The organism is Pseudomonas sp. C8002 (genome assembly GCF_013385765.1).
In the GTDB taxonomy this organism is placed as follows: Bacteria; Pseudomonadota; Gammaproteobacteria; order Pseudomonadales; family Pseudomonadaceae; genus Aquipseudomonas.
In genome coordinates this window covers 286,865-301,687 of sequence record NZ_JACAPJ010000007.1, presented here as the reverse complement: position 1 = coordinate 301,687, position 14,823 = coordinate 286,865, and the positions used below count along the sequence as shown (strand labels likewise).

Genomic DNA, 14,823 nt, shown 5'->3' with positions numbered 1-14,823 from the left:
GCAGGCTCACCCTATCGGGTGATTTCGAGGATGGAGCGGGTGTGCAACCATCCTTGCAGTTCTTTCAGCGAGTGTTTGAAGTGGAAAACGACCGGCTTTCTTCTGCGCAATGGTTCGAACAGATGGCCCGGGTGACCGACAGCATCGGGCAGCCGGGGTTCGCCGCGACCTTGTTCGAGGCTCTCGGTTATCTCCAGCCGATCCAGGCCACCACGCTGTATTTCTACCCGCGCGGCGGCATGCCCAGCGCGTTGTTCGAGCTGGACGGGCCATGGTTGCCACAAGGCAATGTGCGCCAGTACCTGTCGGGGTTTTATCTGCTCGACCCGTTTTACGGGGCCTGTGTGGAGGGCGTCAGCTCCGGGTGTTACGAGCTGGCCGAGGTCGCCCCCGATCACTTCGAGCTCAGCGAATACTTCCAGTCGTTTTACCGCCACTCGCATCTGGAGGATGAGCTGAACTACATCCTGCAGTCGAGCAACGGCTCGAGCCTGGCGGTGTCGCTGGCCTTTACGCAAAAGCTCGACGCCACCATCACCGGCCAATTCAAACGCATCGCGCCGTGGGTGCTGGCGGTGCTGGGCAAGCATTTCGTTGGCCTGGATGCCCAGGGGGCGCGATTCGAAAACCTGCTGGAGCAGCGCATTCACTCGGCGCTGAACAACTTCGGCTCGTCGATATTGACCGAGCGGGAATGCCGGATCGCCCAACTGATCCTGCGCGGGCATTCCACCCGTTCGCTGGCCGAACGCCTCGACGTCTCGGAAGACACCATCAAGTCCCACCGCAAACACATCTACACCAAGCTCGATATCGGCGCGCAATCGGAACTGTTTGCCCTGTTTATCGATTCGCTGGCCGAAGCCCAGGGAGTGCTGAGCAAAGACCCCCTTGAAAGCTACATGAGCAAGCACCGCTGAGCGGCGTTGCTCGCCCTTGCGTCACTACTAATAAGAGAGAAATACCATGAACGTACCCGCCCAACTGAACCGCCTGACCGAGGACTACCAGAAGTCGGATGCGGCCCACCACATCCATGCATTTGTCGATCAAAAAGCGCTGAATGCCGAAGGCCCGCGGGTGATGGTGCGCGGTGAGGGCCTTTACCTGTGGGACAGCGAAGGCAAGCGTTACCTGGACGGCATGTCGGGCCTGTGGTGCACCCAGCTGGGTTACGGTCGCAGGGACTTGACCGCTGCCGCTGCCGCCCAGATGGACCAGTTGGCGTACTACAACATGTTCTTCCACACCACCCACCCGGCGGTGATCGAGCTGTCGGAGTTGCTCTTCAGCCTGTTGCCGGGCCACTACAGCCACGTGATCTACACCAACTCCGGCTCCGAGGCCAACGAAGTACTGATCCGTACCGTGCGCCGTTACTGGCAAGTGGTCGGCCAGCCGCAGAAAAAAATCATGATCGGGCGCTGGAATGGTTATCACGGCTCCACGCTGGCGGCGTCTGCCCTGGGCGGCATGAAGTTCATGCACGAGATGGGCGGCCTGATTCCCGACGTGGCACACATTGACGAACCCTACTGGTACGCCCATGGCGGCGAGCTGACGCCTGCCGAGTTCGGCCGCCGCTGCGCCTTGCAGCTGGAAGAGAAAATCCTCGAGCTGGGCGCTGAAAACGTCGCCGGGTTTATCGCCGAGCCGTTCCAGGGCGCGGGCGGCATGATCTTCCCGCCGGAAAGCTACTGGCCCGAGATCCAGCGCATTTGCCGGCAATACGATGTGCTGCTGTGTGCCGATGAGGTGATTGGTGGCTTTGGCCGTACCGGCGAATGGTTCGCCCATCAACACTTCGGTTTCGAGCCCGACACCCTGTCCATCGCCAAGGGCCTGACCTCCGGTTACCTGCCGATGGGTGGCCTGGTGCTGAGCAAGCGCGTGGCCGATGCGCTGGTGGAGCGCGGCGGCGTGTTTGCCCACGGGCTGACCTATTCCGGACACCCGGTGGCGGCGGCGGTGGCGCTGGCCAACCTCAAGGCGCTGCGGGACGAAGGCATCGTGCGCCAGGTGAAGAACGACACCGGACCATACCTGCAAAAAATCCTCCATGAAGTGTTTGGCAATCACCCGATGATCGGCGAGATCCAGGGCACGGGCTTGCTCGCGGCCTTGCAGTTCGCTGAAGACAAGAGCACCCGCAAGCGCTTCGAGAACGAAAACGACCTGGCCTGGCAGTGCCGCACGTTTGGTTTCGAAGAGGGCGTAATCATTCGCTCGACGCTGGGCCGCATGATCATGGCACCGGCACTGGTGGCCACGCGCACTGAGCTGGACGAGCTGGTTGAAAAGACCCGCATCGCCGTGGATCGCACCGCACGGATCGCGGGAAAACTCTGAAGTGACCAGCGCGCCACCCCAGGCGAGGGGTGGTGCGCAACCTCCATCAGGCAACGCTTGAACGGCATCGATGCCATCGAATGCCGCGACGCCCTGCATCCCCATTTCCTGGAGTCACCCATGAATACAATAACAAACGTGACCGATACACCCGCTCATCAATCCTCACCCAAAGCCGCCTCGTCCCGCCGCTTCCGTCAGCCGCTGGGTCTTATCGGGCTGGTGTTGTTCGGCCTGGCGTACATGGTGCCGCTGGCGGTGTTTACCACCTACGGCCTGGTAACCCAAATGACCAAGGGCCACTTGCCGACCGCCTACATGCTGACTCTCGCCGCCATGCTGCTGACGGCCTACAGCTATGGGCGCATGGTCCAGGCGCATCCCTATTCGGGCTCGGTCTACTCTTACACCCGCAAGGCGTTTGGCGCCTACTTCGGCTTCATCGCCGGGTGGACCCTGTTGCTGGACTACATCTTCCTGCCGTTGCTCAGCTATTTGCTGATCGGCATCTACATGTCCGAGTATTTTCCCGGGGTGCCGACCGCCGTGTGGGTGCTCGGCTCGATTGCCCTGGTGACCACGCTGAACCTGGTGGGCATCGAGTCCATCACCCGGGTCAACTGGATACTCATCGTCGCCCAGTTGGTGTTCATCGTGGTGTTCGTGGCGTTGTCGGTGCACACCCTCAGCGAGCAGTCCGCACCCGTGTCGCTGCTGGCGCCATTCCACCATGAAGGCTTCAGCGCGCCGCTGATCATGGCGGGCGCCGCGGTGCTGTGCCTGTCGTTTCTTGGCTTCGATGCGGTGTCGACCATGGCCGAGGAAACGCCCAACCCACGCCGCACCATCCCGTTGGCGATCATGGTGGTGTCGCTGTTCGGCGGACTGCTGTTCCTGCTGGTTTCGTATTTCGCGCAAATGGTGTTCCCGCAATGGAACAGCTTCGTCGACCCGGATGCCGCCTCGGTGGATGTGATGCGCCGGGTGGGCGGCGAACTGCTGGTGACCGCCTTTACCGCAACCTATGTCGCCGGTTGCTTCGCCTCGGCGATGGTCTCCCAGGCCAGTGTGTCGCGGGTGCTGTTCGCCATGGGGCGTGACGGCGCGCTGCCCCGCGTGCTCGGCAAGCTGGTGACGAAAAAGCGCGTGCCCGCCACGGCCATCGTGCTGGTCAGCCTGTTCTCGCTGATTGCCTTGTTCATCACGCTGGATACCGTCGCCAACATGATCAGCTTCGGTGCGCTGTTTGCGTTCTCGGCGGTGAACCTGGCGGTGATCAAGCACTACCTGGTCGACCAGAAGTTGCGCGGTACCAGGAACTACTTGCTGTACGCGGTTGTGCCGGCGCTGGGGTTCCTCAGCACGATCTGGCTATGGAGCAGCCTTTCCAGCCTGTCGTTCACCATCGGCCTGTGCTGGATGGGGCTTGGGCTCCTGTGCCTGCTGGGCATCACGCGGGGGCTGCGCGTGAAGATGCCGGAACTGCAGATCGCCGAGTGAACCCCTCGTCTATCCATCGCCATTCATTGGGAGTACAACGTGTTCGACCTTAACTACTGGCAACAGCGTGTTGCCCGCCAGACGTTCATCAACACCGCCCTGATCGGTGGCCGCTCAGTGAATGCGGCATCCGGGGCGACCTTCGATGCCATTAACCCTGCGACCCAGCAGTTGCTGTCGCGGGTTGCAGCCTGCGGTGACGCAGAAGTCGACCTGGCCGTGCGCAGCGCACGCCAGGCCTTCGAGACCGGCCCCTGGCGACGGATGCCGCCGGTGGAGCGCAAGAAAATTTTGATCAGGCTCTCCGAATTACTGATGACCCACCGCGAGGAACTGGCGCTGCTCGATTCGCTGAACATGGGCAAGCCGGTGATGGACGCCTACAACGTTGACGTGCCCGGCGCCGCCAATGTGTTTGCCTGGTACGGCGAAGCCCTCGACAAACTCTACGATCAAGTCGCGCCCACCGCTCACAACGCGTTGGCAACCATCACGCGTGAAGCACTGGGGGTGATCGCGGCGGTGGTACCATGGAACTTCCCGCTCGACATGGCCGCCTGGAAACTCGCGCCGGCGTTGGCGGCCGGTAACAGCGTGGTCTTGAAACCTGCCGAGCAGTCGCCGTTTTCTGCCCTGCGCCTGGCCCAGCTTGCCCTGGAAGCCGGTGTCCCTGAAGGTGTGTTGAATGTGGTGCCCGGCCTCGGCGACAGTGCCGGCAAGGCCCTGGGGCTGCACCCCGACGTGGATTGCCTGGTGTTCACCGGCTCCACTCAGGTGGGCAAATACTTCATGCAGTATTCCGCCCAGTCCAACCTGAAACAGGTGTGGCTGGAGTGTGGCGGCAAGAGCCCGAACCTGGTGTTTGAGGACTGCCAGGACCTGGACCTTGCGGCGCAGAAGGCCGCCTTCGGCATCTTTTTCAACCAGGGCGAAGTGTGTTCGGCCAACTCCCGTCTCTACGTGCAACGCTCCATCCATGACGAATTCGTCGAGCGCCTGATCGCCAAGTCGCGCGCCTGGATACCGGGTGATCCGCTGGACCCCGGCAGTGCGGCCGGTGCCATCGTCGACAGTCAGCAAACCGCACGCATCATGCACGCCATCAGCCAGGCCCAGGGGGAGGGCGCCAGGCTGTTGTGCGGTGGCGAACAGTTGACCATCAATGGCTCCTCCAACTTCATTCAGCCAACCATTTTTGCCGACGTGACCCGCGACATGGCCCTGTCCCGTGATGAAGTGTTCGGCCCGGTGCTTGCGGTGAGCGCTTTCGACACGGAAGAGCAGGCGATACAGCAGGCCAACGATAGCCTCTACGGCCTGGCGGCCTCGGTCTGGAGTGATGACCTCAATCGTGCGCACCGCGTGGCCCGGGCGCTGAATGCCGGGACGGTGTCGGTCAACACCATCGACGCCCTGGATGTGGCGGTGCCGTTCGGTGGTGGCAAGCAATCCGGGTTCGGGCGTGATTTGTCGCTGCACGCTTTTGACAAGTACACGCAGCTGAAAACCACCTGGTTTCAGCTGCGTTGACTCAAGCGGTTATCCGGTCGTGTATTTATGCGTGCGCGGCCGGCACAACTACAGGCAAAATCAGTGCGAACTCAGAGGGCTTTGAACACCATGGTCACTATTCGCGTAATGAGCACTGCCGACTACGACGCCGTGCTCGAACTGATGCAGAAAACGCCTGGCATCTCCCTGCGCGATGCCGACTCCCGCGAGGCCACTGAGCGTTACCTGGAGCGCAATCCAGGCATGAGTTTCGTCGCCGAGGTCGATGGGGGGCTGGTTGGGTGCGTGATGTGCGGGCACGATGGCCGGCGCGGGTATTTGCAGCACTTGCTGGTGCTGCCCGCGTATCGGCGCCAGGGTATTGCGAACGCGTTGGTTGAGCGCTGCCTCACCCGCCTGGCGCAATTGGGCATCCGCAAATGCCACCTGGATGTGTTCAAGACCAACGACAGCGCTGCCCGTTATTGGCAGGGCCAGGGCTGGCAGCTGAGGACCGATATTGATCGCTATTCGTTTACCCGACCGGGTGACGAGAACGCCTGACGTCCATGGAGGGACAGATGCTCGAGATACGACGCGCCACGCTGGAAGATGCACAGGCAGCCTTCGACATTCGCCTGTTGGCCATACGCAGCCAATGCATCGGCGCCTATACGTCCGAGCAGATGATGTTGTGGACGCAAGGCGCAGCCAAGGACGGTTACGACACGCTGATGGACAAGCATTTTTACCTGGGCTGCGTGAACGCTGAACCTGTGGCCACCGGCATGCTGGATCTGGCGAACAACGAAATCGGTGCGCTGTTTGTGCTGCCCGGGTTTACCGGACGCGGGATTGGCAAGCAGATACTGGCGTATCTGGAAGCGTTGGCGCAGGAATTGGGGATCGAGGAAGTGATCCTGGACGCGACGTTGAACGCGGCGGATTTTTATCGACGGTGTGGGTATGTGGGCGATGAGCAGGCGATCTACCACTCGCCATCGGGGTTGCAGTTGGCCTGTATTCCTATGCGTAAACACCTGCGCCGTTTGCGCTGACACGGAAAAACTGTGGTGAGGGCGCTTGCTGTGGCGAGGGAGCTTGCTCCCGCTGGGTCGCGAAGCGGCCCCAATAAAGCTATCGCAATCTGACTGAAAGAACTCGCTGACCTTCTTGGGGCTGCTGCGCAGCCCAGCGGGAGCAAGCTCCTTCGCCACAGGTCATGTGTCGTCCTGGGTATTGAACTCCGTACGCAAACACCTGATCACCTCGCTCACCGAAGCTCCTTGAACCACCGGCGGCGTAGGGCTCTCACCAAACTCCCGCCAGATAAAAAGCGTCAGCTCCGCACCGTCGGTAGCCTTCTGCTGCGTCCCGAAATCCTGCAACACCCGATAGCGCTCATCCTGCCAGAACAGCGCTTCAACCCATCCATACACCGGTATGAAATGAAAGTGCAGCGGGAAGCCCGGCATATGCCCGAACCGGCTGATGTAAAGCCACTTGGGCTTCAACTGAGCCTCCATGACCCGCTGGGTTTTGGCCAGCAACCCACCCAGCTCCGCGAGCGCCGCATCGGGCATCTCGGCCAGTGAGTCAACCGGCGCCTTGGCACCCAGCATCAGGTAGCCCGGCAGTGCGGATGACAGGTGATGATTGAGCAGCCAGTGCTCGGTCTCATGCACAACAAAGGATGGATCGATCTTCATCGACGGGCTTCCATGCGAAGAGGCTTGGCAGGATACCAAGAGTCATCGCCCTGTATCCCGCAAATGCAGCGGATCTGTCTCTATCGCGGCATTCACCTTATAGATACGGTTCATCCATACCTATTCAATGCCGAGAAAACCATGGACCTGACCGCAATCCCCTTTGGCACCACCGACTGGTCGACCCTCGAGCCGGTGATGTATCCCGGCGAAACCGGCAGTGCGTATTGGCGCACTTGCCAGTTCGGTTCAACCCGCGTGCGCATGGTCGAATACAGCGCCGGTTACCTGGCGGATCACTGGTGTTGGCGCGGGCATATCCTGCTGTGCCTGGAAGGTGAGCTGCACACCGAGCTGGAGGATGGCCGGCAGTTCACGCTGACTGCCGGGATGAGTTATCAGGTGGGCAATGACATGGAGGGGCATCGGTCATCGACTACCGTCGGGGCGAAGTTGTTCGTGGTGGATTGAGGCGTCAAGCCAGTCGCACAATCAACTTGCCGAAGTTGCGCCCCTCCAGCAGCCCGATAAACGCCTCAGGCGCTTGCTCCAGGCCCTCGACAATGTCTTCGCGCCACTTCAGCTTGCCCTGATCAATCCACTGCGCGGCTTCCTGCAAGAAGTCGTCTTGCTGCTCGTCAACAAACTCGGTCTGGATAAAGCCGCGCACTGTGAGGCTCTTGGCGAGGATGTCGTGCATAGTCGCCGGCAGTCGGTCGACCTGTTGCCCGGGCACCGAGCGGTCGTTGTAATGGGCGATCAGCCCACATACGGGTATCCGCGCAAAGTCATTGAGCAGCGGCCTCACGGCATCCCAAACCGCCCCCGAGACATTTTCGAAGTAAACGTCAATTCCATTGGGGCAGGCTTCGGCCAACTGCTGGGCAAAATCCGCTGCGCGATGGTCGATGACGGCATCAAACCCGAGTTCATTTTTCACGAATGCGCATTTCTCCGGCCCACCCGCGATACCCACCGCGCGTGCGCCCTTGATACGGGCGATCTGGCCGACCACCGAGCCCACTGCGCCACTCGCCGCCGCCACTACCACGGTGTCACCGGGCTTGGGTTGGCCGATAGTGAGCAACCCCGAGTACGCGGTGAACCCCGGCATTCCAAGAACTCCCAGCGCTGTGCTGGGGTGGGCGATGCCCGGATCCAGAAGCCGCAGATCGAGGCCGTCCGAGAGCGCAAATCGCTGCCAGCCGGCATAGGCAAGCACGATGTCGCCCTCTTGCCACAACGGGTTTCGTGAATGTTTGATCCGCGCGACCGTGCCGCCCACCATCACCTCGCCGATGCCCACTGGCTCGGCATAGGATTTGGCCGCACTCATGCGCCAGCGCATGTAGGGGTCGAGGGACAGATAGAGGTTTTCCAGCAACACTTCGCCTTCGGCAGGCTCGGGAATCGCGCTGTACTCCACGCGAAAATCGCTGGGTTGCGGGCGCCCGTCGGGGCGGGCGGCCAGTACGATGCGTTGGTTCTGGAGCTGGGTCATGAGGCTCTTCCTGGTTGATAACGTTCCAGCAGGGTAGTCATGCTCAAGCTATCGAGGTAGGGTGATAGCTGTTGATTCAGAGTTAACCAAAACATGATATCTGACGCGTTTGAACCCTATCTGCTACGAACCTTTATCTCGGTATGCCAGCACGGCAGCCTGAGTGGCGCAGCCCAGCAGGCGGGCAGGGCGCAATCGGCCCTAAGCGCACAAATCCGCCGGCTTGAGGAGTTGCTAGGCCAGCGGCTGTTGCGCAGAACAGGTCGGGGCGTGGTGCCCACTACCGAAGGCGAACTGCTGCTCACCTACGCGACGCGCATTCTGGCCTTGGGCGAGACGGTAGCAGCGCGCCTGAAAGAGCGCACGGTGATGGGCAATGTGCGCGTCGGGCTCTCGGAAGACGTGGCGGTATCGGCGTTGCCGGCAGCGCTCGGCCGGCTGCGGCGCGCCTGCCCGCATGTACACCTGGAGGTCGTTGTTGATCACGGCGACGCACTCGCCGAACGTTGGAATGACGGCGAGCTGGACGTGGCCATTGGCGTCAGCTCATCGTTCAACGCCGACCCTGTGCACGCCTGGAACGTCGAGCTGTACTGGGTGTGCGCGATTGATGAAGAAATCGATGCGGCGCTGCCGCTGGATGTCATCGTGTATGCCGAACCCTGTGCCTGGCGGCGCTTGATGTTTGATGCCTTGCTGAACGCCGGGCGGGATTTTCGGGTCACGGTGACCAGCCCGAACATTGGCGTAATCACCGCAGCGGTGGAGGGCGGATTGGGTGTGGCCTTGCTGCCGGCGGAGAATATTCGGCCGGAGACGATGCGCATCATTTCCCTGGCTGAAAGCGATGGGCCTATTTTGAGTGTCAACTACGGCCTGTACGCCGTTCCACGGCAAAGCGACAGCATCCGCGCGGCAGTGGAACTGCTCACCGAGAGTTTTCACGCGATGACTCAACCCTTGCGATAAACCCCCGCCAACTCCCGCGCCAGCCCAATGAAATTCTGCAACGGCGCCGACGGATTGAACGCGCGCCGCACCAGGGTGATCGGTGCCAGCAACCTGGGTCGCGCATCGCTGATCCGGCAGTACACCACGCTTTCGCGATGCACGTCGCGCATCGACGCCGGCACCACCGAGATGCCTTCGCCGGCGGCCACCAGGCTGACGTTGGTCAGCATGCGCTCCACTTCAAAGGCAATCTTCGGCTCGAAGCCGGCGTTCTGGCAGGCCTTGATCAGGTTGGCGTACATCCCCGGCGCGCCGGGGCGGCGGACCAGGATGAAGCGTTCGTCCTTGAGGTCGGCCATGGTGATTTTTGGCTCGGCGCCCTTGAGCAGCGCATGCCCGACGGGCAGGGTCAGCAGCATTTCTTCGTTGAGCAATCGGTGGAACGTGAGGCTTTGGTGGTCGCCCACCGGTGCGCGGAGGATGCCGATGTCGATGCGTTTTTCGATGGTGTCTTCGGTGACTTCCCGGGCGCTGCCTTCGTTGATCGAGAGCTCCACGCCCGGGTATTGCTCGCGGTAGGCGCGGATGATTCGCGGGATCAGCGGGTGGGCGGCGGCGGAACTGGTGAAGGCAATGACCAACGTGCCTTCGATACCCTGGGCAGCGCGAGCCGCCTTGAGGGAACCTTGCTCGACGCGGGCGAGGATCACTCGCGCTTCATCGAGAAACACCAGCCCGCCGGCAGTCAGGTCGACGCCCTTGGGGTGGCGCTTGAACAGGTCGAATCCCAGCTCTTGTTCGAGGGCACGTATCTGTTGGCTGAGGGGCGGCTGCTGCATGTTCAGGCGAGCGGCAGCGCGGGTGAAATGTCGCTCTTCGGCCACCATGATGAAATAACGTAAATGCCGAAGTTCCATGGTGGTATATCCCGTGACAAGACTTTATTATTTGTGGCCTGAATGCGCCTTGGCGACCAATATGCCGAAAGTGGCCTGATCCGACAATAACAATAAATAAAAAGACCATGGAGCATTGATGCCAACCCGACTTGCCAATAATGCTACCTTGCCTATTTTGATTGCCATTGCACTCGGCATGGTAGTAGGGCTGTTTTATCCGGGCGTGGCAATCGAGATGAAGCTGCTCAGTGACGCCTTTATAAAAGTGGTCGGGTTACTGATGCCATTTCTGTTGTTTGTGCTGGTGTCGACCGGTGTCGCAGGTATCAAGCGCGAGCCCCACCATCGGCATGTAGTGGGGCGGATCGTGGTGTATTTCCAGCTGATGTCCCTTGCTGCATTGGTGTTGGGAATGTCGACGGGGTGGTTGTTCAGCCTGGATCATACGGCAGTGGCTAACCTGGATTTTGATCATCTGACACCGCCTGCTGCGCCCGAAACGCTGTTGCACGAGCTGTCGATGACCTCGATTTCGTCCAGCCTTTACAAGGTTTTCACCCAAAGCCTGGTGCTCCAGGTGATGCTGGTGGCGGTGCTGTGCGGCCTGCTGCTGGGGCGTGGCGGCCAGGTCGCAAACCGCTGCCTCGGTTGGCTGGAAGCGGCGGTCGCCGGGTTGTTCTGGTTGCTGCGGTTTATCCTGAAGTTCGCACCGCTGGCGGCGTTTGGGGCGATGGCATTTGTGGTGGGAAAGTACGGTTTAAGTTCGGTGCTACCGCTCTTGAAGTTCATTGTTGTTATTTACCTGGTTTGCGCGGTGTTCGTCATTCTAGTGTTCGCCACGATTACCCGCCTGCTCGGCGTTAAATTGAGCCGGCTAATTGTTTACTTGAAAGAAGAGTTGTTGTTGGTGACGTTCACCGGCTCTTCAGTGGCCGCACTTCCAGGTTGCGTCAGCAAACTTGAGGCGCTGGGCTGTGATCGCCAATTAGTGCGCCTGGTGTTGACCACCGGGTATACGTTCAACTTGGCCGGTACCAATCTTTACCTGACCACCGCCATCATGTTTCTGGCGCATCTGGCCGGGGTGGAGATTGCCGTGCCCGAGTTGCTGGCGGTACTGGTGATCTGCCTGTTTACCTCGCTGGGGTCTACCAGTGTGGCGGGCTCGGCGCTGTTTACCCTGATTGCTACCTTGAACATCCTGCAACTGGTGCCACTGGAAGGGGTGGGTTTGTTGTTGGGAGTGGAACGGCTGATGAAGTGTCGGTCGTTGACCAATGTGCTGGGCAATTGCGTGGCGTGCCTGGCGATATGCGGGTGGCAGAAGTCGATTGACCATGAGGTGTTGAAGCGGGAACTGAGTCACTGAGCCGAACATGCTTTCCAGACCCAAACGCGGTCAAATGTGGGAGCGGGCTTGCTCGCGAATGCGGTGGGTCAGCCAATAAATCTGCTAACTGATACACCGCCTTCGCGAGCAAGCCCGCTCCCACATTCAGATCGCATTTCAGCCCTTGGCGTTGAGCAACTTGTCGAAGGCCTTGTCCAGGTTGCCTTCAGCACCTTTCAGCTTCTCACGACGCTCCTTCAACCAACTCTGGTCCGCGTCGAGATTCTTGCGCGCCTCCACCAGCATCCGCTTGACCTCTTCCGGCTGCGGCCCACCCGTACCCTTGCGAGTCTTGACCATCGTGGTCGGCGACAGCGCAGCACGGAAACCGGCCTCATCCAGCGGCAACGTATTCGGCGTCCATTTGTATTTGTCCGCGGCCTGGGTGTACAGCTTCTGCGCGTCCGCATACGCGAAGGTCTTCGGCGTGGTGCCATTGCTGCGCGCCTCGGTGACGATCAACGAGGCGAAGCTGTGGCCAATGCGGAACGGCACCTTGAACTGACGCTCCAGGGTATCGGCCAACTCCATGGACGTGGTCCATTCCGACTCCAGCTCATCCAGCGCTCGCTGCGGGTTGATCTGCAGCGCATCCAGCACGGCATCCATGCTTTTGAACATGTCATCGGTGGACTGGAACAGTCCCAATGAATCGAACGCGAACTTGTAGTCGGTCATGCCGGTGGTGACGTTATGCGCGCGCAAGGTCACGGTTTGCGCCAGGCCCACCACGTCGGAGGCCGATTCCCGAGTGCGCATCAACAACCCCGGGTTGCGTTTTTGCGGCATCGCACTGCTGGTGTAGGTGGACTCTTCGTCCAGCAGCAGCCAAGGGCGGATCTGATGGTATTGGGTGTGGATATCACCAATCATCGCGCCGATGCGAATCGCCGAAGATGCGGCGAGGTTGGCCGCTTCGATCGGGATGTCATAGGTCGATACCTGACTCGAGTCCAGGGAATTTTCCCGCACGCCGTCAAAGCCCAGCAGTTCAGCCAGGCGTTCACGGTTCAGCGGGTAAGCGGAATTCGCCAGCACGGCGGTGCCCATCGGGCTCAGGTTGAGGCGGGTGTAGAGTTCGCGAATACGCTGGCCGTCGCGATCAAACGCGGCTTCAAACGCCAGCAGGTAGTGCGCATAGCTGATGGGCATGGCCTGCACGCCGTTGGTGTAGGCGGGCACCAGGGTGTCGATGTTCTTGTCGGCGATGTTAAGGATGCGCTGGCGGGTGGCGTTCAGTGCCTCGCTGTAGGCCAGCACCTGGGAGCGCAGTTTGGCCAGGCGGTAGGTGGCGAGCATGTCCTGGCGGCTGCGGCCGGAGTGGATCAGCGACGCTTCCGGACCGATCTTGTCGGTCATGATTTTTTCCAGTTGCAGCACGTCTTCCGGGCGCTTGCCATCGGGCTGGTCGGCCTGGTCGATGGCAAAGCGCACGCCGCCGGCGATCTTGTGGCCCATGTCCGGCTTGACGATGCCTTCTTCGGTGAGCATCACGATCGAGGCTTTGTTGATGCGGTTCAACCAGGCGAACTGGGTTTGGGTCGGGTCGCCCTTGGCCTTGTGGGCGCTTTGCGAGGAGCCCGGCGTGGCGCCGACTTTGGCCGCCTGGGCGGCGCATTCTTCGGTGGTTTTGCAGGGCAACGCGCCGGTGTCGGCGGCGTAGGCGCCGTAACTGCTGAACAGGGCAAAGGCGACGGCCAGGTGGATCAGGCTTTTTCTGCTATTCATGTGCAACGCTCCGGGAAAAATCACAGCAAGGGCAGGGTGTAGCTGACGATAAAGCGGTTCTGGTCGATATCGCTGCCGCTGCCATTGCTGCGATACGTGCCATTGCGCCATTTCACTTCAAGGTTCTTCAGGGCACCGCTCTGGAACACGTAGCCGATATCGGTGTTGCGCTCCCACTCGGTACCTTCCAGGGTTCGGGTACGCACGAAGTTGTCACCCTTGAGGTAGCGGGTCATGAAGGTCAGGCCGGGGATGCCGAGGGCGGCGAAGTCATAGTCGTAGCGGGCCTGCCAGGACTTTTCCTCGGGGTTGGCGAAGTCCGGCGAGATCATCACGTAGTTGACGAGGTAGGAGTCGGTACCGTCCAGGTGGGGGAAGCCGGTGGTGCCTTTCATGCGCTGGTAGGCGGCGCCGAACGAGTGGCCGTGGAGGCTGTAGGTGAACTTGGCACCGAAGGCCTGGTTGTCGATGTTGCTGTTGCCTTCCTTGCTGGAGTCGGCGTAACGCAGGTCGGTCTTGAACGACTGCGCGTCACCCAGTGGCAGGGTATGGACCAGGTTGAAGATGTGTTGCTTGTAGTTGTTCTCGAGGTTGGCGTAGTGGTAGCCGGTGACCAGGGTTTTGGTCCAGGCGTAGCTGGCACTGGCGAAGTCGAATTTATCGCTGGGCACGGCGCCCTTGATGCCTTTGCCGTCGACTTCGATGTCTGCATGGCCGCTGTCGTTACGCAGGGTGTTGCTGGTCAGGCGCCCGGCATCGAAGGTCAGGCCGGCGATGTCCTGGCTGGTCAATTGAGTGCCGCGAAAGGTCTGGGGCAGCAGCCGGCCATCGTTGGGCAGTACGGTCGGCAGCTTGGGGATCAGCGTGCCGAATTTGAGCACGCTTTTGGAGATCCGCGCCTTGGCGGTGGCGCCCATTCGACTGTAGCTGTCCGGTGCGCCATCCTCGCCCACGGGAAGCAGGCCGGTGTTTTGGCGGTCGGGGCTTGAGTCCAGTTTCAAACCCTGCAGGCCAATGGCATCGAGGCCAAAGCCCACCAGGCCTTCGGTGTAACCCGACTGGTAATTGAGGATCAGCCCTTGGGCCCACTCATCGCGTTTGGACTGGCTCGCGTTGGGCTGGCGGTAATCGCTGTTGAAGTAGAAGTTGCGAAATTCGAGGTCGGCCTTGCTGTCTTTGAAAAAGTCAGCTTCGGCAAAGGTTGGGAAGGCGAGGGTCAAACCGAGGGTGGCCGAAGTCAAGCCCAGGGTAATGGGGGATTTGTTCATTGTTATTCCCGTTGTCTGCTGCTTATTTTTAGAATTA

General features: G+C 60.7%; 14 protein-coding genes. 9 read left to right on the top strand and 5 right to left on the bottom strand.

Annotated features, from left to right (window positions below):
• Positions 1-80 precede the first annotated feature (80 nt).
• The 6 genes from HX814_RS12745 (at position 81) to HX814_RS12720 (ending at position 6,398) form a co-directional block, all read left to right on the top strand.
• Positions 81-920: a helix-turn-helix transcriptional regulator gene (locus HX814_RS12745; protein WP_102606148.1), complete on the top strand. Its 840-nt coding sequence runs from the start codon at positions 81-83 to the stop codon at positions 918-920.
• A 46-nt stretch (positions 921-966) separates the two neighbouring features.
• Complete coding sequence (locus HX814_RS12740) at positions 967-2,349, top strand: aspartate aminotransferase family protein (protein ID WP_008435341.1); 1,383 nt, start codon at positions 967-969, stop codon at positions 2,347-2,349.
• 120 nt (positions 2,350-2,469) lie between these two features.
• Complete coding sequence (locus HX814_RS12735; RefSeq protein WP_023658770.1) at positions 2,470-3,849, top strand: APC family permease; 1,380 nt, start codon at positions 2,470-2,472, stop codon at positions 3,847-3,849.
• Positions 3,850-3,888: 39 nt separating this feature from the next.
• A complete protein-coding gene (locus HX814_RS12730; protein ID WP_177008601.1) occupies positions 3,889-5,379 on the top strand; it encodes an aldehyde dehydrogenase in 1,491 nt (496 codons plus the stop codon).
• Positions 5,380-5,406: 27 nt separating this feature from the next.
• On the top strand, positions 5,407-5,904 hold the full coding sequence (locus tag HX814_RS12725) for a GNAT family N-acetyltransferase (protein WP_256343956.1): 498 nt from the start codon (positions 5,407-5,409) through the stop codon (positions 5,902-5,904).
• A gap of 17 nt (positions 5,905-5,921) precedes the next feature.
• Positions 5,922-6,398: a GNAT family N-acetyltransferase gene (locus HX814_RS12720; protein ID WP_177008600.1), complete on the top strand. Its 477-nt coding sequence runs from the start codon at positions 5,922-5,924 to the stop codon at positions 6,396-6,398.
• Between the two features lie 162 nt (positions 6,399-6,560).
• Here HX814_RS12720 and HX814_RS12715 read toward each other — a convergent pair whose 3' ends face one another.
• On the bottom strand, positions 6,561-7,049 hold the full coding sequence (locus HX814_RS12715) for an HIT family protein (protein WP_102368849.1): 489 nt from the start codon (positions 7,047-7,049) through the stop codon (positions 6,561-6,563).
• A 141-nt stretch (positions 7,050-7,190) separates the two neighbouring features.
• On the opposite strand from HX814_RS12715, the gene HX814_RS12710 reads away from it, so the two are divergent.
• On the top strand, positions 7,191-7,520 hold the full coding sequence (locus HX814_RS12710; RefSeq protein ID WP_177008599.1) for a DHCW motif cupin fold protein: 330 nt from the start codon (positions 7,191-7,193) through the stop codon (positions 7,518-7,520).
• 4 nt (positions 7,521-7,524) lie between these two features.
• On the opposite strand, the gene HX814_RS12705 is transcribed toward HX814_RS12710, so the two are convergent.
• Entirely contained in the window at positions 7,525-8,550 is a 1,026-nt protein-coding gene (locus tag HX814_RS12705) for an NADP-dependent oxidoreductase (RefSeq protein WP_003207345.1), read from the bottom strand.
• Positions 8,551-8,643: 93 nt separating this feature from the next.
• On the opposite strand from HX814_RS12705, the gene HX814_RS12700 reads away from it, so the two are divergent.
• Entirely contained in the window at positions 8,644-9,519 is an 876-nt protein-coding gene (locus tag HX814_RS12700; protein ID WP_023658772.1) for a LysR family transcriptional regulator, read from the top strand.
• Here the strand turns inward: HX814_RS12700 and HX814_RS12695 are convergent.
• A complete protein-coding gene (locus HX814_RS12695) occupies positions 9,504-10,418 on the bottom strand; it encodes a LysR family transcriptional regulator (protein ID WP_102368851.1) in 915 nt (304 codons plus the stop codon). The genes HX814_RS12700 and HX814_RS12695 overlap by 16 nt on opposite strands.
• A gap of 118 nt (positions 10,419-10,536) precedes the next feature.
• Here HX814_RS12695 and HX814_RS12690 point away from each other — a divergent pair, with 118 nt between their 5' ends.
• Positions 10,537-11,769 (top strand): cation:dicarboxylate symporter family transporter, encoded by a 1,233-nt coding sequence (locus tag HX814_RS12690; RefSeq protein WP_177008598.1) that lies wholly within the window; start codon positions 10,537-10,539, stop codon positions 11,767-11,769.
• 138 nt (positions 11,770-11,907) lie between these two features.
• Here HX814_RS12690 and HX814_RS12685 read toward each other — a convergent pair whose 3' ends face one another.
• Positions 11,908-13,518 (bottom strand): argininosuccinate lyase, encoded by a 1,611-nt coding sequence (locus HX814_RS12685; protein WP_003207353.1) that lies wholly within the window; start codon positions 13,516-13,518, stop codon positions 11,908-11,910.
• A gap of 20 nt (positions 13,519-13,538) precedes the next feature.
• Entirely contained in the window at positions 13,539-14,786 is a 1,248-nt protein-coding gene (locus tag HX814_RS12680) for an OprD family porin (RefSeq protein WP_177008597.1), read from the bottom strand.
• Positions 14,787-14,823 lie beyond the last annotated feature (37 nt).